The 18724-nt window shown below is 74.6% G+C and carries 10 protein-coding genes and 2 tRNA genes; 3 read left to right on the top strand and 9 right to left on the bottom strand.

The features are described 5' to 3' along the window. Nucleotides 1-57: 57 nt before the first annotated feature. The 7 genes from ACI2LW_RS12210 to ACI2LW_RS12180 form a co-directional block, all read right to left on the bottom strand. Nucleotides 58-2382, bottom strand: coding sequence for a glycosyltransferase family 39 protein (locus tag ACI2LW_RS12210; protein WP_404731106.1), 2325 nt, complete (start codon nt 2380-2382; stop codon nt 58-60). Further along, nucleotides 2379-3791 carry a glycosyltransferase gene (locus ACI2LW_RS12205; RefSeq protein WP_404731105.1) on the bottom strand — a complete coding sequence of 471 codons (1413 nt, stop codon included), beginning with the start codon at nt 3789-3791 and terminating at the stop codon, nt 2379-2381. Before ACI2LW_RS12205 ends, ACI2LW_RS12210 begins: the two co-directional genes overlap by 4 nt. 14 nt (nt 3792-3805) lie before the next feature. After that, nucleotides 3806-5608, bottom strand: coding sequence for an ATP-binding protein (locus ACI2LW_RS12200; protein WP_404731104.1), 1803 nt, complete (start codon nt 5606-5608; stop codon nt 3806-3808). Next, nucleotides 5605-6345, bottom strand: coding sequence for a response regulator transcription factor (locus ACI2LW_RS12195; RefSeq protein ID WP_404731103.1), 741 nt, complete (start codon nt 6343-6345; stop codon nt 5605-5607). The genes ACI2LW_RS12200 and ACI2LW_RS12195 overlap by 4 nt, the downstream gene beginning before the upstream one ends. Nucleotides 6346-6620: 275 nt before the next feature. Then, entirely contained in the window at nt 6621-7511 is an 891-nt protein-coding gene (locus ACI2LW_RS12190; RefSeq protein ID WP_404731102.1) for an amidohydrolase family protein, read from the bottom strand. Between the two features lie 200 nt (nt 7512-7711). Then, entirely contained in the window at nt 7712-8650 is a 939-nt protein-coding gene (locus tag ACI2LW_RS12185; RefSeq protein WP_404731101.1) for a DUF2797 domain-containing protein, read from the bottom strand. A 115-nt stretch (nt 8651-8765) separates the two neighbouring features. Next, entirely contained in the window at nt 8766-9605 is an 840-nt protein-coding gene (locus ACI2LW_RS12180; protein ID WP_404731100.1) for a calcium-binding protein, read from the bottom strand. A 611-nt stretch (nt 9606-10216) separates the two neighbouring features. On the opposite strand from ACI2LW_RS12180, the gene ACI2LW_RS12175 reads away from it, so the two are divergent. After that, on the top strand, nt 10217-12211 hold the full coding sequence (locus ACI2LW_RS12175) for a glycosyltransferase family 2 protein (protein WP_404731099.1): 1995 nt from the start codon (nt 10217-10219) through the stop codon (nt 12209-12211). A gap of 173 nt (nt 12212-12384) precedes the next feature. On the opposite strand, the gene ACI2LW_RS12170 is transcribed toward ACI2LW_RS12175, so the two are convergent. Together ACI2LW_RS12170 and ACI2LW_RS12165 are read right to left on the bottom strand one after the other, a co-directional pair. Next, a tRNA-Arg gene (locus ACI2LW_RS12170) sits at nt 12385-12457 on the bottom strand. A gap of 201 nt (nt 12458-12658) precedes the next feature. Then, nucleotides 12659-12749: transfer RNA gene (locus ACI2LW_RS12165), tRNA-Ser, on the bottom strand. A 200-nt stretch (nt 12750-12949) separates the two neighbouring features. On the opposite strand from ACI2LW_RS12165, the gene ACI2LW_RS12160 reads away from it, so the two are divergent. Then, entirely contained in the window at nt 12950-13459 is a 510-nt protein-coding gene (locus ACI2LW_RS12160; protein WP_404731098.1) for an SSI family serine proteinase inhibitor, read from the top strand. Nucleotides 13460-13754: 295 nt separating this feature from the next. Beyond that, a complete protein-coding gene (locus ACI2LW_RS12155; protein WP_404731097.1) occupies nt 13755-18512 on the top strand; it encodes a PAS domain-containing protein in 4758 nt (1585 codons plus the stop codon). Nucleotides 18513-18724 lie beyond the last annotated feature (212 nt).

Here is an 18724-nt window from a genome sequence, read left to right as displayed (position 1 = left end):
CGGGCGACCACGGCCTCGATGCCCACGATCAGCAGGTCCGGGGCCACCGACGGTCCGTCAGCCGGCGTCCGCCTTCCGGGTGAGGTCGTAGAAGGTGGCCGAACCGGCCGTCACCTTCGTGAAGTTCTCCTCCACCCAGGAGGTGATCTGCGACGCGGTGCCCCTGCCGCCCATGCCGCCGCCCATGCCACGCCCCATGCCGCCGCCCGCGACGAAGTAGTGGATCCGGCCCTGCGCGACGTACTTCTGGAACTGGGTCAGTGTCGGGGACGGGTCCGTGCCGTTGAAGCCGCCGATCGCCATGACCGGGCGGCCGGTGGCGAGCTGGTAGCCGGCCGCGTTCTGGGAGCCGACGGACGCGGCGACCCAGGTGTACCGGGAGGCGTCCGCCTCCAGCAGCTTCCTGGCCTCGGCCGGCACGGCGGCGCCGTTGAGCAGGCCGCCCGTGCCGCCACCGGTGCCGCCACCGGGGGCGCCTGTGCCACCGCCCTCGCCCCAGAGCGCGCCGGCGCCGGCGCCGGGGAAGCCGTTGCCGTTCCGGCCGCCCTGGCCGTTCGGGCCGCCCTGGCCGTTCGGGCCGTTCGGGCCGTTCTGGCCGCCCTGGCCGTTCTGGCCGTTCTGGCCGGGCATCGCGCCGCCGCCCGGGAAGCCGTTCCCGTTGCCGTTCTGCTGGTTCCGGCCGTTCGGGCCCGGCATCCCGCCGCCGGGGCCGCCGCCGCGACCGCGGCCGCCGAAGCCCATCGTGCTCGCGCCCGCCGGGCCGGCGGTCGGGATGGAGCCGGTGTGCGGGGAGTTCACCGTGCTCAGCGTGTACGCCGCCGGACCGGCCAGGCAGGTCACCGCGGCCGCCGCGACCACCGCGAGCGCGAGCCGGCGGCCGAGCCGGGTGGCGAAGACCAGTCCGAGGGCCGCGGCCAGGCCGCCCACCAGGACCAGCCACTTCAGCCAGGGCAGGTAGGCGGGGGTGCGGTGGAGCAGGACGTAGCCCCAGGCCGCGGTCGCCGTCACGGCGGCGGCCAGGGCGAGCGACGCCCAGGGCCGGGAGCGCTCCTCCCACAGGACCGTCACGCCCATGCCGACGAGGGCGGCGGCGTACGGCGCGAGGGCGACGGTGTAGTACTGGTGGAAGATGCCCGCCATCCAGCTGAAGACGGCCATGGTCGTCAGCAGCGAGCCGCCCCAGGCGAGGAAGGCCGTGCGGGCCGGGTCGGTGCGCGGGTTCCGCCGGGTGAGGACGAGTCCCGCGACGAGCAGGATCAGCGCGGCCGGCAGCAGCCAGGAGATCTGGCCGCCGATCTCGGCGTCGAACATCCGGTCCCAGCCGGTCTCGCCCCAGCGGCCGGCGCCACCGCCGCCCGGCCCGCCCCCGCCGCCCACGCTGCCGGTCTCGTCGCCGTTGATCCGGCCGAGGCCGTTGTAGCCGAAGGTCAGCTCCAGGAAGCTGTTGTTCTGCGAGCCGCCGATGTACGGCCGGGAGGAGGCCGGCCACAGCTCGACGATCGCGACCCACCAGCCGCCGGAGACGACGATCGCCACCGTGGCGAGGGCCAGCTGCCGAAGCCGCTTCCCGAGCCCCACGGGCGCGCAGACGCCGTAGACGAGGGCGAGGGCGGGCAGGATCAGGAAGGCCTGGAGGGTCTTGGCCAGGAAGGCGAAGCCCACCGCGACGCCCGCCCACACCAGCCACTTGGTGCGGCCGTCCTCCAGCCCGCGGATCACGAGGTACACGGTGAGCGCCATCAGCAGGGCCAGCAGCGCGTCCGGGTTGTTGAAGCGGAACATCAGCGCCGCGACCGGGGTGAGCGCGAGCACCGCGCCCGCGATCAGGCCGGCGGCGGGGCTGAAGCGGCGGCGCACGGCCGCGTAGACGACGGCGACCGTGAGGACGCCCATGACGGCCTCGGGCACCAGGACCGCCCAGGAGCCGAGTCCGAAGACCCTCACCGACAGCGCCATCGGCCACAGCGCGGCCGGGGGCTTGTCGACGGTGATCGCGTCGCCCGCGTCCAGCGAGCCGAAGAAGAACGCCTTCCACGAGGTGCTGCCCGCCTGGACGGCCGCCGAGTAGAAGGAGTTGGCGTAGCCGGAGGCGCTCAGGTCGTAGAGGTACAGCAGGGCGGTCGCGAGCAGCAGACCGAGGAGGGCGGGGCGCGCCCAGCGCGGGTCCTCGGGCCGGCCGCGCCACAGCCGGCGCGCGAACGGCTGCCCGGGCTGCCCGCCCGCGGGAGCGGAGAGGGAAGGCTCGGAGGACGCGGAGGGCGCCGGCGGAATCGGACGGGGTGCCGGATGCGGGGTGGCCGCCGGCGGGGCGGGCCGGGGCGGCTCCCAGGAGGACGGCTCCACGCCCTGCGGCCCGCTCGTCCGGTCGTACTCGGTGGTCATCGGGGGTCCCTCGGATCGGTGTCGTACGGACGCACGGGCCGCAGCCGCGTGGTGGCGTCCCACCCGGGGGCGCCGTGGGGGTCGTGGCCGAAGCGGCCGCCGTAGGGGCCGGGGCCGAAGTGCGCGCCGCGGGGCTCGGGCGGCGCGGTGGCCACGGTGGGCCGGGCCCGGTGCTCGCGGTCCGGGAAGACCCAGGCGCGGAACAGCAGGAAGCGCAGCACGGTGGCCGCGAGGTTGGCGGCGACGAGCACCCCGAGCTCCGTGGAGTGCGCCGGGCTGCCGGTCGCGGCGTGCAGGGCGGCCAGCGAGCCGCTGGTGAGGGCCAGACCGATGCCGAGGACGACCAGGCCCTGCGCCTGGTGGCGGACCGCTCCGCCGCCGCGCACCCCGAAGGTCAGCCGCCGGTTCGCGGCCGTGTTGGCGACCGCCGAGACCAGCAGGGCCAGGGCGTTGGCGGTCTGGGCGCCCGCGAACTGCCGGAAGACGCTGTAGAGCAGCAGGTAGAAGAGGGTGGACAGACCGCCCACGACACAGAACCCGACGAGCTGGCGGGCCAGTCCGCGCGGGACGCCGGCCAGGTCGCGGTCGCGCGGGTCGTCGCCGAAGGGTCGGGTGAGCCGGTCCAGCGGCAGCGAACCGGTGGCCAGGGCTCTGCCCACGCGCCACACCCCCTTCAGGTCCTCGGTGGCGGTCCGCGCGATGTGCACCGTGGAGTCGGGGTCGTCGACCCAGTCGACCGGCACTTCGTGGATGCGCAGGCCGGCCCGCTCGGCCAGCACCAGCATCTCGGTGTCGAAGAACCAGCCGCTGTCCTCCACCAGCGGCAGCAGCACCTGGGCGACATCGCGCCGGATCGCCTTGAAGCCGCACTGCGCGTCGGAGAACCGGGCCTGCAGCGAGCCGCGCAGGATCAGGTTGTAGGTACGCGAGACGAACTCCCGCTTGGCGCCCCGCACCACGCGCGAGCTGTGCGCCAGCCGAGAGCCGATCGCCAGGTCGGAGTGGCCGGAGATGAGCGGGGCCACGAGCGGCAGCAGGGCGTTGAGGTCGGTGGACAGGTCCACGTCCATGTAGGCGAGGACCGGCGCGCCGGACGCCGACCACACCGAGCGCAGGGCGCGGCCGCGGCCCTTCAGCTCCAGCCGGAAGGCGCCGACCTCGTCGAGTTCCGCCGCCAGCCGTGCCGCGATCCGCGGGGTGTCGTCCGTGGAGGCGTTGTCCGCGATGGTGATACGGAACGCGTACGGGAAGGTGCGGGTGAGGTGCTCGTGGAGTCTGAGCACACAGGGTTCAAGGTCCTTCTCCTCGTTGTGGACGGGTATCACTACGTCCAGGACAGGCGTGCCGGCGTCCCCGGCCGGGAGGTGCTCCCGCGCCGGCAGGGTGCCGGGAGAAGAGTCGGTTCGCATGGCACCGACTGTTCTCAACCGCCCTGTCGTGCCCATGTGCCGACGCTGTGCCGGCCCTGTGAGTGCGGATCCGGGTGCGGATGCGGGTGTCGTTCCCGATGTGGCTCCGGGTGCGGATGCGGGTGTCGTTCCCGATGTGGCTCCGGGTGCGGACGCGGGTGGGGTGCGGCGGACTCCGGCGCGGGCAGGTGGACGGTGAACACGGTCCGCCCCGGCGCGCTGTCCACGGTCACGACACCGCCGTGCGCGGTCGCCACGGCCTGCACGATGGCCAGACCGAGCCCCGTGGAACCGGTGGCCCGGGAACGGGCGGAGTCGCCGCGCGCGAACCGTTGGAACACGTGCGGCAGCAGCTCCGGCGGGATGCCCGGCCCGTCGTCCTCCACGTCCACGCACAGCCACGGGCCGCTGCGCCGCACCCGCGCGGTGACGGTCGTGCCGGGCGGGGTGTGGGTACGGGCGTTGGCCAACAGGTTGACCAGGACCTGCTGCAGCCGGGCCGCGTCCGCCGGCACCGGGGCCGGTTCGCCGGGCAGGTCCAGCCGCCAGTCGTGGTCGCGGCCGGCCGCCCGCGCGTCGCTGACGGTGTCCACGACGAGCGGGACGAGATCGGTCCGCTCGAAGCGCAGCGGGCGGCCCGCGTCCAGCCGGGCGAGCAGGAGCAGGTCCTCCACCAGCAGGGTCATCCGCCCGGCCTCGGACTCGATGCGGGCGAGGGCGTGCCGGGTGTCGGGGCCGGCCTGTTCCCCGCCGCGGCGGGTGAGCTCGGCGTAGCCGCGTATCGAGGCCAGGGGGGTGCGCAGCTCGTGGCTGGCGTCCGCGACGAACTGCCGTACCCGCATCTCGCTCCGCTGCCGGGCGTGCAGCGCGCCGTGGATGTGGTCGAGCATGCGGTTGAGGGCCGCGCCGACCTGCCCGACCTCGGTGTGCGGGTCGGTCTCGGACTCGGGCACGCGCTCGCTCAGCCGCACCTCGCCGGTGTGCAGGGGGAGTTCGGACACCCGGGTGGCGGTGGCGGCGACCCGGCGCAGGGGGCGGGTGGCCACGCCGACCAGGACCGATCCGGCCAGGCACGCGGCGACCAGGGCGGCGCCGGTGACGCTCGCCTCCACCAGGACGAGCGTGTTGACGGTGCCGTCGACGTCACTGGTCGGCAGGGCGACGTAGAAGCTGCCGTTGGGACCGGTCCGGTAGGCGACGCGGAAGTCGCCGAGGCCGGGCAGGTCCACGGTCCGGACGGTGCGGTCGGTCCGGGGCACGGTGGAGAGCGCGGCGAGCTGGGCCGGGGTCAGCGGCTCGGCGCTCATCCGGAGGTCGGACGGGGACTTCCGGCCGCGGCGGGACTCGGTGATCCGCCCGTCCACGACCCGGGCCGCGACCGTGGTACCGCTCGCGCTCGGCTGGGGTCCCTTGGTGACGAAGTCGGTCAGGTCGACCCGCTGGGGCTCCCAGTGCCGAGCGCCGTCCCCGCCCGCTCCCGCGTCCGCTCCCGCTCCCGTGCCCCCGTCCGCGCCTGTGCCCGCGCCTGTGCCTGTGCCTGTGCCTGTGCCGGTGCCCGTGCCCGTGCCGGCGCCCTCCGCGCCGGGCCGGCCGGGAGGGCGGAACTGGCCCGAGGCCCGCGCGCCGACCTCGTCGAGCCGGCCGTCGAGCTGCTGGTAGAGGTGGGACCGCAGCGCCAGCGTGGTCACCGTGCCGATCACCGCGCAGACCACGGCGATCAGCACCACCGAGGCGACGACAAGCCGCGTCCGCAGGGTGCGCGGCTGCCCGGTCCATCGCCTCCGCGTCCGCGTCCGCGGCCGTCGCCGTCCGCTCATGAGGCGGCGGGCTTGATCAGGTAGCCGGCGCCGCGCCGGGTGTGGATCATCGGCTCCCGGCCGGCGTCTATCTTCCGGCGGAGATAGGAGATGTACAGCTCGACGACGTTGGCCTGGCCGCCGAAGTCGTACGACCACACGCGGTCCAGGATCTGCGCCTTGCTGAGCACGCGCCGGGGGTTGCGCATGAGGAAGCGCAGCAACTCGAACTCGGTCGCGGTGAGATGGATGCTCTGCCCGGCCCGGAAGACCTCGTGGCTGTCCTCGTCGAGGGTGAGGTCACCGACCACCAGCACCGAGTCCGAGCGCCGGTCGGCCGCGCCCGAACGCCGGATCAGCCCGCGCAGCCGCGCCACGACCTCCTCCAGACTGAACGGCTTGGTGACGTAGTCGTCGCCGCCCGCGGTGAGTCCGGCGATCCTGTCCTCCACGGCGTCCTTGGCGGTCAGGAACAGCACGGGCACGTCGGGCAGCTCGCGGCGCAGCCGTCCGAGGACGGTGAGTCCGTCCATGTCGGGCAGCATCATGTCGAGGACGACGGCGTCGGGCCGGAACTCGCGCGCGGCCCGGAGGGCGCCCTGCCCGTCGCCCGCGCCGCGGATCCGCCAGCCCTCGTAGCGCAGGGCCATGGACAGCAGTTCGGTGATCGACTGCTCGTCGTCCACCACAAGCACCCGGACGGGGCTCCCGTCCGGCCTGAGCAGTTCGGTGCGCCCCTGGGGCGAGGTCGTGGTCATGGCGCACACCCTGTCGGGACCCGCTGAGAGCGCCCTTGCACGCGTCTGTGATTTCTCTGAGAAACGCACAGGCGCCGTACAGGGAACACCTGGGAGGGCCCTGGGGAACACCGGGGAAGGCCGTACCGGGAGTACCGGGGAAGGCCGTACCGGGAACACCGGGGAAGGCCGTACCGGGAGTACCTGGGAAGGCCGTACCGGGAGTACCTGGGGAGCACGACGGGCTCAGGGAGTGCGGGAGGTCCCCGTCCTGCCGGTGCGGCCGGCCCCGGGCCTCATGGAGTGCGGTTCAGGCCGAAGAGCCGGGCCGCGTTGTCGTGGCAGACCGCGCGCAGCCAGTCGTCGCCGAGGCCGAGGCGTTCCAGGGCCTGGAGCTGGTGGACGTACGGGTAGGGGATGTTGGGGAAGTCGGAGCCGAGCAGCACCCGGTCGCCGAGCGCGGCCAGCCGGGGCAGGGCGCGCCGGGGGAACGGGGCGAGCCGCTCGCTGAAGTCGGTGAACGCCATCGTCGTGTCCAGCCGCACCTCCCCGTACCGCTCGGCGAGGCCGAGGAAGTCCTCGTACTCCGGCATGCCCATGTGCGCGACCACGAGGCGCAGCCGGGGGTGCCGGGCGAGCACCCGGCCCACCGGCTCCGGCCCGGTGTGCTTGCCGGGGGCGGGACCCGACCCGCAGTGGATCACGACGGGCACCGCGGCCTCGGCGAGCAACCCCCATGCCGCGTCCAGGAGTTCGTCGGCCGGATCGTACGCCCCGACCTGCACGTGCGCCTTGAAAACCCGCGCGCCGGCCTCGACGGCCTCCTGGACGTACCCGGCCACGCCCTCCTCCGGGAAGAGCGTCGCGGTGTGCAGGCAGTCGGGCGTACGGCGGGCGAAGTCGGCCGCCCAGCCGTTCAGCCACCGGGCCATGCCCGGCTTGTGCGGATAGAGCATGGCGGTGAAGGCACGCACGCCGAAGGAGCGCAGCCGTGCGAGGCGCTGGTCCTCCTCCTCCCGGTAGGTGATCGGCCACTCGATGCCGCCGGTGAGCGGGCCGAGGCCGTCGAAGTACTCCCACACCTTGCGCAGCACCCGCTCGGGCATGAAGTGGGTGTGCACGTCCACGAGCCCGGGCAGCCCGGTGCGCTCCCGGAACCGCCGCACGGCCTCCACCTCGCCGCGCATCCGCTCCTGCGGCTCCGCAGGAGCAAGGGACTCCGCAGGAGCAAGGGACTCCGCCTCCGCGGGCACCCGGGGCTCCGCCCCCGGTCCCGTGCCGTGCGCCGGGAGACCCGTGGGCCGTGACTGATCACTCTCACTCATGGGCCCTACGATCAGCCCCCGACGCACCGCCCGTCCACCCCCTCCGGCCGGCCTCCCCCGTCTCAGAACAGCCCGTCCTGCACACCGGCCCCCGCCACCCCCGTCCTCGCCCCACACAACTCCCGCACCGGCACGGTGAGTCCACCGCTCGCCGTGGGCCGCAGCCGCCACCCGGCCAGCAGCCGGGTGTCCAGCACGACGACCCCGTCGGCACCGGCGCCGGCCCCGCCGTCCCCGGCCGCGAGATGCGGATCGGGCCCGGACGCCAGGTGCAGATCGGGTCCGGCGGCCGCGACCAGCTCACCGCTGACCACCCCGCCCGCGACCAGCTCGCTCACCTCGCCCACGGCGGCCGGCAGGCCCTCGAGCCCGAACACCTGGGCGTGGTCGACGGGCCGGAACGGCAGCCGCTCCAGCGACTCCGGCAGGCCGCCGAGCGCGCCGGCCCGCGCGTGCACGTCCGCGATCTCCGCCGTCCGCTCCGCCGCCGAGGCGGGCAGCCCGGACCGCACGGCCCGCTTCGCGGAGTACGGGATCCGGTCCGGGACGCCGAGTGCGGAGCGCAGCAGCTGCTCGGTGCGGCGCGCGGCCATCAGCGGGCCGGCGCCGAGCAGGCTGAAGCAGACGGCGCCCTGTTCGAGCAGCCGCGCCGGGCCCCGCTCGACCGCGGTGATCCCCACCTTGACCATGCCGGGCCCGAACCAGGCCAGGTACACGTGGTACGGCCGCGGGTCGTCCGCGATCGTGTCGGCGGCCACCGAGTGCGCGCGGTCCAGCCGCGCGCACTCCTCGCACCGCGCCCCCGTGCTCCGCCCCGGCACCGCCGCCCGGCCCGGACAGGCGTTCCCCCGCGCCCCCACGCACGTCCGCACTCCCCCTTCCACGACCTGGAAGGCCACCCGCTTCCCCCACCGCAGCGGGCTCACCGCCCCGCCCCGCCAGACCAGCACGGGCCCGCCCCGGTCCCACCGCAGCCCCGCGCACTCCCATTCCGCAGCCATCCCTCCCGACCCTACGGGCCGCCACTGACAACGGCCGGGACACGGCGACGGCGGCCGCCCCGCGCTTCCGGGTCACTTCGGAAGGGGGACGGCCGCCGCCGGGAGGAACAGCTGGTCAGCGCACGTCGACGTAGTCGTAGGCGTCGGCGGCGGACGAGGTGCCGTTGCCCGCGTAGTGGAAGCGCCACGTGCCGTCCGCGGAGGCGGTGACCGTGGTCTTCAGGTAACCGCTCGACGAGCTCTTGATCGTCTTGACGGTGCTGTAGGTGCTGCTGCCGGCCTTCTTGAACTGCAGCTGGACGGACTGGCTGCCGTAGCCGTAGTACTTCAGGTAGCTCCAGCTGGCACGCTTCAGGGTGCCGGTGACGGTGATGGTCTTGCCCTTCGACACCGGCTCGGGGCCGGCGTTGAAGCCACTGAAGCTGGCGGCGCGCTTCACCCAGTGGTTCTTGTAGAGGTCCTTCTGGACGTAGTCGGCGTCATTGCCGACGGCCCAGGCGGAGACGTTCCACTTGCCGTTGAGCGCGCTGTCGTACAGGTCCGTCCCGGCCTCGGCCGTGATGGTGATCTTGCAGGTGGCGGAGGTGGCGCTCCAGTTGTCGCAGGTGGCGTCTTCGTCCGTGAAGAGGACGCCGTCGACGTGGTCCTCGTCCAGGCTGGTGCCGTGCCACAGGTAGGCGCCGGCCGAGTAGATGCCGGACGGGTCGGTGGCCGTCACGTAGACGTTGAAGCTCTTCTTGCCGACGCCGACGACCACGTCCTTGTTGGCGTTGACGGTAACTTTGGTGATGGTGGTGTCGCCCTCGGCCTCGTCGGCGGGAAGGTTCCCGATCGACGACAGCTTCGAGGCGGCACCCGCCGGGTTGTCGACCGCCTGCGCGGCGGGAGCGACAAGGGCAGTGAGGGCCACGGCACCGGACACGGTCACGGCGGCCAGGCTGGCACGAATGCGCATGATGGTCCCCAAGTGGAGATCGACCTCACGTTCAAGGGGGTCACGTGGGTCTCAAGGGTCTGAGGAGTCTGTTGACTCGCACACGGAGACCCGCGCCACCCTCGCAAGGTTGTACGGAAAACAGCATCTCTTTGAACTCGTCATGACACCCCGGCACAACCGGCCGGTACGACCGCCTCCGGGCAGGGACGCGGGCGCGCCGGCAGGCCGCCGCCCGGTCCGCCTGCCGGACGGCCAGGCCGGTCCATCTGCCGGACGGCCGGGCCGGCGCCGGGTCGCGGCCCTGCTTGCTCCTCGTCCCCCCTGCACCGGACTGGGAACTCACGAGCTGTTCGCGCTGGAAAACGGCCGAAACGCGGCAGGAAACGGAATGCGTGCGGACGGGCGACGAGCGGGCACCGGCGCCGGTCAAAGGAGCCAGTTCGATATCGCGTGCAACCTTCGGCGGTTGTTGTGCATCCAACTCTGCGTACTCGTCGAATCATTGGCATGCGCCGCCTGCGGGCCACCGCTCCCGGGCGTTCCGCGGGACCCGGTGTGCCGGCGGCCGGGTGTGCCGCTGTGTGAGTGAGACGAGTGCGTGTCACCGCCGCCTAGTTCCGAGGAAATCGATGCCCCGCCCCCGAGTCAGCGTTATCGTCCCCGCATACAATGCGATGCCCGAGCTGACCGACTGCATCACTTCGGCGATGGAGCAGACCATCGGCCTGGACCGGCTCGAGATCATCGCGGTGAACGACGGATCGACCGACGGCACGGGCGAGGAACTCGACCGGCTGGCCGCGATGTGCCCCTCAATGCGCGTTATCCACCAGGAGAATTCGGGCACCGCGGCCGTCCCGCGCAACGTCGCCCTGGACCTCGCCCAGGGCGACTACGTCTTCTTCCTCGACTCGGACGACTACCTGGGCCCTGACGCGCTGCGCCGCATGGTGGCCATGGCGGACGAGAACAACACCGATATCGTCCTGGGCAAAATGGTGTCGGTGGGCGGCCGGCCCGTACCCACCGCGGTCTTCAAGACCACCCAGCCGCGTACGGACATATTCTCTTCCGCCGCCTACCGGACCCTCGGTTGCTGGAAGTTGTTCCGGCGCTCGCTGCTGGAAAAGCTCAACCTTCGTTTCCCGCCGTTCCGCAACACCGAGGACAAGCCTTTCACCGCGGCCGCGTACCTCAATGCGAACGGTATTTCCGTGGTCGCGGACTACGACTGCTATTACCACCGCGACCGCGCGAACGGAAACAACCTCACCCTCACCGCGCAGAACCTGAGCCACCGGCTCCAGGGCACCCGGATGTGCTTCGAGACGGTGGCCCGCCATCTGGAGCCCGGACCGCGACGCGACCAGATCATGCGCCGGCATGTCGAGTGGGAGCTGTGCGGCCCGCTGTGGTGGCTGCTCCTCCGGGAGGACGACGAGGACATCCGTGAGCGCATCTACCCGGAGATACGTGACTGGGTGGAGAACTGGGTCACCGATCCCGTCATCGAGAAACTCCAGCCGCGCGACAGGCTGCTGCTGCACCTGCTGCGAGCCGACCGGTTCGAGGAACTGATCACTGTCATCCGCGACATCGACAAGGACGCCGAGCGCGGTCACGTCATCGACAAGGGCCGGGTCTACTGGGCGCATCCGCTCTTCCGCGACCCGGCGGTGGGAGTGCCGGACAGCGCGTTCGACGTCACCGACCGGCTGCCGGTACGCCACCGGACCGAGTCGGCGAGCTGGCGGGAAGGCGGCTTGCTGCGGCTGACCGGCCACGCCTACATCGAGAACGTACCCACCGAGGACGTGGCCACCGAGCTGGTGCTGCGCTGCTACGACGCCGACCGTCCGGAAGTCCGCGTGCCCACGCGGGTGCACGCCGTCGCCGGACTCCCGGACGACGACCGCTACGCGAACGCGGGCTTCACCGCCGACATCGCGCCGGCCACGGCGGCGGCCGGCGCCCCTCTGGGCCGGGGACGGTGGAACCTCTTCCTCGACGTACGGTCGCAGGGTGTCAGCCGTACGGTCCGGGTGAAGAGCCCCGGGGACGAGTGGACACCGCCGCAGTCCATCGTGACGGCGGGCGTGGACGAGCCCACGACCGTCACCCCGTACGTGACGAAATGGGGCAACCTCTCCCTGAACGTCGGCATGGAGAAGCCGCGGGACGACACCCCCTGCCGGGTGACCGGGACGGTGTGGCACCGGTCCCGCCGGGGCACGCTCGTGGTGACCGGCAGGCTGGCCGGTGAAGGCGCCCAGGAGGCCGGCACCCCGTCCCTGCGCGTGGAGAACGGCGCGGGCGACCACCGCGAGACCCGCGCGTCGCTCAGCGGGGCCGACGGGAGGTTCACGGCGGCATTGCCGGTCAAGGGCCTGCGCCCGGGGCGTTGGGCGGTGACCCTGCCGCTGCCCGGCCTCTCCGGCGTCGCCGCCGTTCCCTGCCCCACCGGCCTGGGCAGCGCCCGCTTCTTCCATCTCGGCCGCCCCTACACCGTCGGTCCGGTGCAGGAGGCGTCGGAAACAACGCTGGTGGTGGAGATCCGCGCGGCGGACGTACGGCGGGCGGTGCGGCGGAGGCTGCGCAGGCTCGCGCGGAGGATGCGGGGCTAGCCGGCCACGCGAAGGCCCGGCCCGGGCCGAGTCCGGACCGGGCCGGGTTGACCCCGACTCGGCCCGGTCCGGGCGCGGGCACCATGGAGCGCTCGCGGACGCGGCGGGCCGGGCATGCCTGGGACCCATGAAAAGGCAGAGACCCCGGATCTCTCCGGGGCCTCCGCTCTGTGCGCACTCGGCAGGATTCGAACCTGCAACCTTCTGATCCGTAGTCAGATGCTCTATCCGTTAAGCTACGAGTGCTTGTTCTGTTTTCTGTCGGTGCTCCGGGCCCTTCCGGGCCGCTCGCGGCGACAGGAAGAACATTACATGACTGCCGCCGTCATGTGAAATCCATTCCGCACACCCCTTGTGACCTGCGGAAACCTGGTTGGAGGGCAGGACGGGCCTCGGATCGGAAACGCCGAAGCCCCGGTCCGTGGACCGGGGCTTCGTGATCATGCGCGGAGGCGGAGGGATTTGAACCCTCGATGGGCTTTAAGGCCCAAACCGCATTAGCAGTGCGGCGCCATAGACCGGACTAGGCGACGCCTCCAGCACAACCGCTCACGCGAGCGCGCGAGTGGTGCGTGCAGATGATGACACAGCCGAGCGGGGTGTCACCAATCGCCCCCCACGGTACTAGGCAGGCGGGGCCCAGGGCAAAGCCCTGCGGGCGGGGCGCGGCGGCCACGTGGGCGGCGCCGCGTCCGCGGCCGGGCGCAACGTTCGCCGGTGTGGCGCGTTGGTCCGGGCATGGTGCAGATCAGTTCTCTCTCCCCATTGCCGGGGGTTCGCCGTACCGGCGGTCGCCGGACGGCGGCGCGGCGGCTGCTGCTCGGCGGTGCCGCCTCCCTGGTCGCCCTCGCCGGGCTCGCCGCCGTGCCCGCCGCCGCCTCCACCGGAGCGCCGCCGCCGGCACGGGACGAGGACCGGGCCGGCGATCACCTGGTCGTCACCGTGCGGCACGCCGGGCAGGGCAGGGACGGCACGTACGAGCTGTACTGCCACCCCGGGGACGGGAGCCATCCGGATGCGCGGGGCGCGTGCCAGGTGCTCGACGGGAACACGCGCTGGGGACGCGACCCCTTCGCGCCGGTACCGGACGGCAGTCTGTGCACCATGCAGTACGGCGGCCCGGCCACCGCCCGTGTCACGGGCAGCTGGGCCGGGCGCCCGGTCGACGCGACGTACGGCCGCGGCGACGGCTGCGAGATCGCCCGCTGGGACCGCCTGGTGCCGCTGCTGCCCGGCCTCGGCCCCTGAGTCCCGGGGATCGGGCGGGAGTCCGCGCGGGGACGTCCCCGCGGGGTCGGACCGCGCGGACCGCGGGGTCGAAGCACGGGGACGCGGCAGCAGGGACGTAAAGGTCTCGCGGAGGTCGTGCGGAGCGAAATCGCACGGTCACGGGTCCCGCCCGGATTCCTCGTGCGACCTCCCTCTCATCCGGCGTCGCGAGCGCAACCTCAGCGCATAGACTCCCTCGCGTGACACGCCGCGGGCCGGTTGGCAAGATGGCCCCGGCGGTCGGCTAGGAGCGGTAACAGGGAGGAAGCGTCTCGTGAGCAGCAGGCCATCCCGAGGCGCTGCTCGCCTCGCTGCCATACTCGACGCCCTGCCCGACGCCTTGGTGCTGGTCAACGCCAACGGAACGGTCGTCAACGCCAACACCATCGCCCTGGAGGCCTTCGAGACCCCGGGCACCGCCCTGGTGGGCCGCGGGCTGCTCGATCTGCTGCCGCAGTTCGACTCCAAGCTGATCCCCGGCTCCATGCGCCGCCCCGACCACACCGACCCGCGCGGGCGCACCAAGCCCACCCGGATGACGGCCCGGCGGACCGACGGCACGGAGTTCCCGGTCGAGGTCACGAGCGCGAATCTGGAGAACGGCCAGCAGGCCTACGACGGCTCCGGCTACACCGGCGACGAGCTGCTGATGCTGGTCGTGCGCGACCTGTCCGGCACCGTCGACACCGAGGCCGAGCTCGCCCGTTCGCAGCGGCAGACCGAGATGATCCTGCGCGCCGCGTCCGAGGGCGTCGTGGGCACCGACACCGACGGCCGCATCGTCCTCGTCAACCCGGCCGCCGCCCAGATACTCGGCTACCGCGCCGGCGAGCTCGGCGGCCGGGAGCTGCACACCCTGGTCCTGCACTCGCGCGCCGACGGCTCCCCGTTCCCGTACGGTGAGTCGCCGCTCGCCGACACCCTGCGGTCCGGGCGCAAGCACCGGGTGCGCGGGCAGGTGCTGTGGTCCAAGGCCGGGGACAAGGTGCCCGTCGACCTGACCACCGCGCCGGTGCGCGACGGCGACCAGCTCGTCGGCGCGGTCATGACGTTCACCGACCGGGGCCCCTACGACGCGCTCGCCGCGGAGAAGGACGCGCTCGAGAAGCGGCACCAGGAGGAGCTCGAGCGGATCGCCGAGGAGCACGCCTCCGAGCTGACCGCCCTGCGCCAGAAGCACGTCACCGAGACCGAGGAGCTCACCGAGCGCCACGCGGAGGAGCTCGCCGCGAACGAGGAGCGCTACGCCGCCCTCGGCGAACGCGAGCGGGACCGCTACGAGGCGCTGGCCGCCCGCCACGAGCAGCTGCTCACCCTGCTCGCCGGCTCGCTGCGCGGCCCCCTCGACGAACTGCGCCGCGAGCTGTCCGCCCTCGCCGCCGACGACGCCGGGCAGCTGTGGCCCGAGGCCAACCAGGTGCTGCACCACCTGTCCGCCGGGTACTCGCGGATCACCACCCTCATCGACAACGTCCTGTCCTACCAGCGTCTCGACACCGGCACCGAGGAGATCAGCCGGGTCAAGGTCATGCTCGACGCGGTCGTCGCCGCCGGCGTCGACGGGGCCGTCGAGCTCATCGGGCCCGGGCGCGTCCAGTTCGCCGTGCACGCGCCGCCCATCGAGGCCGAGGTGGACCCGCAGCGCCTCGCGACCGCGCTCGCGCATCTGGTCGCGGACGTCGCCGGTGTGGACGCGACCGGCAACGCGCCCGTGTCGGCGGGCGGCTACATGGACAACACCGTGGTGGTCGCGGCGGCCCAGCGCGGCGAGGTGGTGCGCATCGAGGTGCGCGGGCCGTACGCCGGGGGAGACCCGGTGCACGAGCCGATCGTGCGCGGGATCGTCCGGGCGCACGGCGGTGTGCTGCAGACGCACGAGGTGCCGGGGATGAGCGGCAGCGCCTACGTCCTCGAGGTGCCGCTCGGCGGCGGGGCGGGTGCCGTGCCGGCCGGCTCCCGGCAGCCGGCCCTGGCCGCCGCGCCGGGCACCGCGGAGGGCGCCCCCGCGGAGGGCGTCCCGGCGGAGGCTCCCGTGCCCGCGCGGGCCTCGGGCGGCGGACGACGGCGGGCGCGGCGGGCGTCCACGGACGCCTTCCTGGAGGGCGAGGGCAGCGGCGGGGGCGAGGCCTCCGCGCCCGCGCCGGCTCCCACCGGACGGCGCAGGAGGCGTGCCGCCGAGGACGCGGCGCAGTCCGCGCCGGCTCCCGCGGCCGAGGCGGCCGGGACCGCCCCGGGCGCACAGGGCGCGGAAGCCGCGCAGGGCGCACAGGTCGCGCAGGTCTCCGGGGGTACGGGGCGGCGGCGCGGGCGCCCCGCCGAGGGCGCGGGTGTGGCCGAGGGCGCCGTGGTGACGGCGGCCGAGCATGCCGCGGGAGCAGCGGCGTCCGGCACGGGCCTGGGCGGCACGGTGCCGCCGCAGGGCGTACCCGCGCCCGGCGGACGGCGGGCCCGGCGCGACCACGCCGTCGGCGCCGACGCGGCCCAGGCACTGCCGCCCGCGCTTCCCGCGGTCTCCGGCCCGGACCCGGTCCAGGCCGCGACCCCGGCACCGCAGACCCCGGGCCAGTCCGCGCAGCCCGCCCCGCAGCCGACCGGGCGCCGACGGCGCGCGCTGGCCGCGGCGAGCGAGCGTGCCGCCGCGCAGGAGGCGGCGCCCCGGACGGTGTTCGCCCTGCCGCCCGCCGAGGCCGACCGCCCCGCGGACGGCGTGCAGGGACAGCAGCACGCCACGCCGACGGGCGTCGTCGTACCCGGGCCGGGTGCCGCGCAGGTGCCGGCCCAGGGCGGGGCCGCGGGAGACGAGGGGCGGCACGACGCGGTTCCCCACGACCAGGCCGACGACCACACTCCGCCGCAGCCGCATCCCGCGAGCGCCCCGACGGGGCGCCGGCGGCGGGCCGTGGCCCAGCCGCAGGAGGCGGCGGCGCCGGGCGCACCGCCCGCGCAGGCGGTTCCGGCACAGACCGTTCCCGCGCAGGCCGGTCCGGTGCAGACCGTTCCCGCGCAGGGAGTTCCGGGGCAGACCGTTCCCGCGCAGGGAGTTCCGGGGCAGACCGTTCCGGGGCAGGGGGCTCCGGCACAGGGCCTCCCCGGTCAGGCCGTCCCGGCCCAAGGAGTTCCGGCCCAAGGTGTCCTGGCCCAAGGAGTTCCGGCGGCCCAGGCGACTCCCCCGCAGAGCGCCCCCGCACCCGGCGCACCCGCACCCGCACCCGGCGCCGCCGTTCCGGGTGCGATGGCCGCGCCCGCGCAGAACCCCGGGGCCCAGCCCCAGCCCCAGCCCGTGCCCGGTCAGCCGTTCCCCACGCAGGGTGTCCCGGGCCAGGCCGTTCCCGGGCAGGGTGTCCCGGCGCAGGCCGCGCCCGCCGCACATCCGGCTCCGGCGCCCGGCGCCCCCGTTCCGCAGCCGTGGTCCGGCCCCGGCGACACCTCCGGGGCGGGCGTTCCCGGCGCCCCCGTACCGCCGGGTGCCGCCGGACCCGTACCCCCGGCCGCCCCGGGCCCCGTGCCGCCCAACGGCGCCGCTCCCGCCGTACCGCCGAACATGCCGCAAGCGAACGTCCCGCAGCCGGAGGCCCCGCAGCCGGTCGCCCCCGCCGCGGTCGCGGCCCCCGCGCCCGGCACACCGCCCCACGGCACCCCCGCCGGCGGCGCCGCGCTGCCGCCCGAGCAGGTGCCCGGCGTCCCGGGCGGGCAGCCGCCCGTCGCCCAGCCCGGCACCGGACCCTCCGCGGCCCCGGCGGCGCAGCCGCTGCCCGCCGCGGCCGGCGCGCCCGTCGACCCCAACTCGACCCAGGGGCGGGCCATCAGCGTGCGGACGCTGGGGCAGGGCGTGCCCTTCAGCCGGCAGGCCGCGCAGGTGCAGGCGCCGCAGCCGGCGTCGGCCACCCCGCCCCCGCACGCGCCGGGCGGTTCCGGCCGCCGCCGCAAGCTGGGCACACGGCCCGACCCGGCCGCGTCGCAGGCCGAGCAGCGCCCCGAGCAGACGGCCCGCCCCCACCCCCAGGCCGGGCAGGTTCCCGCCCAGCCGTCCCTCGGCGGTGCCCCCGCCGCCCCGGCGGCCTCCGTCATCCCCTCCGTGCCCTCGGTCCCCGCGCCGGTTCCGGCCCAGCCACCCCAGCCGCCCCAGCCGTCCCAGCCGTCCCTCGGCGGCCAGCCGCTGCCGCCCGCGCAGGCGGCGGAGGCCCCCGGGCGGTCGTACGCCATAGGCGCCCCGGACGTGAACGCCGCCGAGGGGCCCGAGCCGCTGGACGGCCCGGGCGGTGCCGTGGAGGTGTCGGACACCCCGCGTCCGCAGCCGATGGACGACGAACTGCCGCCGGAGCCGCTGGACAACCCGCGCCGGCTGCTGGTGTGGCCCGCGCCGGACGTCAACACCCAGCAGGCGCTGAGCGACCGCGGCTACCGGCCCGTCATCGTGCACTCGCGCGAGGAGGTCGACGCGCAGATCGCCGCCTTCCCCGCCGCGCTGTTCGTCGACCCCCTGACCGGCCCGATCACCCGCACCGCCCTGCAGTCGCTGCGCCAGGCCGCGGTCGCCGCCGAGGTGCCGGTCCTGGTCACCGCCGGGCTCGGGCAGGCCACGCGCGAGGCCGCCTACGGCGCCGATCCCGCCGTACTGCTGAAGGCGCTCGCCCCGCGCGACAGCGAGCAGCATCCGCCGCGCGTGCTGCTGATCGAGGAGCACGCGGAGATCGCGCTGGCGCTGACCGCGACGCTGGAGCGGCGCGGGATGCAGGTGGCGCGGGCCGCGAGCGACGACGACGCGGTGGCGCTCGCCGGGCAGCTCCGGCCGAACCTGGTCGTGATGGACCTGATGCAGGTGCACCGGCGCCGCGCCGGAATCCTGGACTGGCTGCGTGCCAACGGGCAGCTCAACCGCACTCCGCTGGTCGTCTACACCGCGGCCGTCGACCAGGCGGACCTGCCCCGGCTGGCCTCCGGCGAGACGGTCCTCTTCCTGGCGGAGCGGTCCACCAGCCCCGAGGTCCAGGCGCGGATCGTGGACCTGCTGGCCCGTATCGGCACCAACTGACGCCTCCGGCCACCGCCGTCTCCCGGGACGCCGGGTCCCCTCATCCCCCGCGTCCCGTGTCGGGATCCCCCGCGTCCCGTGTGCGGATCCCCCGCGTCCCGTGTGCGGATCCCCCGCATCCCGTGTCCGGCACGCCCGGCCCGGCCCACGATCACCGGGGCCGGGCGGGGGCGTACGGCTACGGCGGCGGCCCGGGCCGGTCGGGCGTGGCC

Source organism: Streptomyces sp. NPDC004065 (genome assembly GCF_044903565.1).
Lineage (GTDB): Bacteria > Actinomycetota > Actinomycetes > Streptomycetales > Streptomycetaceae > Streptomyces.
Note: the sequence above shows the minus strand (reverse complement) of the source record. Positions and strands in the feature narration are given on the sequence as shown.

Bases quoted from the DNA above. Each gene is read 5' to 3' on its own strand.
- ACI2LW_RS12210 (WP_404731106.1), bottom strand. From the start codon at position 2,382: ATGACCACCGAGTACGACCGGACGAGCGGGCCGCAGGGCGTGGAGCCG.
- ACI2LW_RS12205 (WP_404731105.1), bottom strand. From the start codon at position 3,791: ATGCGAACCGACTCTTCTCCCGGCACCCTGCCGGCGCGGGAGCACCTC.
- ACI2LW_RS12200 (WP_404731104.1), bottom strand. From the start codon at position 5,608: ATGAGCGGACGGCGACGGCCGCGGACGCGGACGCGGAGGCGATGGACC.
- ACI2LW_RS12195 (WP_404731103.1), bottom strand. From the start codon at position 6,345: ATGACCACGACCTCGCCCCAGGGGCGCACCGAACTGCTCAGGCCGGAC.
- ACI2LW_RS12190 (WP_404731102.1), bottom strand. From the start codon at position 7,511: ATGCGCGGCGAGGTGGAGGCCGTGCGGCGGTTCCGGGAGCGCACCGGG.
- ACI2LW_RS12185 (WP_404731101.1), bottom strand. From the start codon at position 8,650: ATGGCTGCGGAATGGGAGTGCGCGGGGCTGCGGTGGGACCGGGGCGGG.
- ACI2LW_RS12180 (WP_404731100.1), bottom strand. From the start codon at position 9,605: ATGCGCATTCGTGCCAGCCTGGCCGCCGTGACCGTGTCCGGTGCCGTG.
- ACI2LW_RS12175 (WP_404731099.1), top strand. From the start codon at position 10,217: ATGCCCCGCCCCCGAGTCAGCGTTATCGTCCCCGCATACAATGCGATG.
- ACI2LW_RS12160 (WP_404731098.1), top strand. From the start codon at position 12,950: ATGGTGCAGATCAGTTCTCTCTCCCCATTGCCGGGGGTTCGCCGTACC.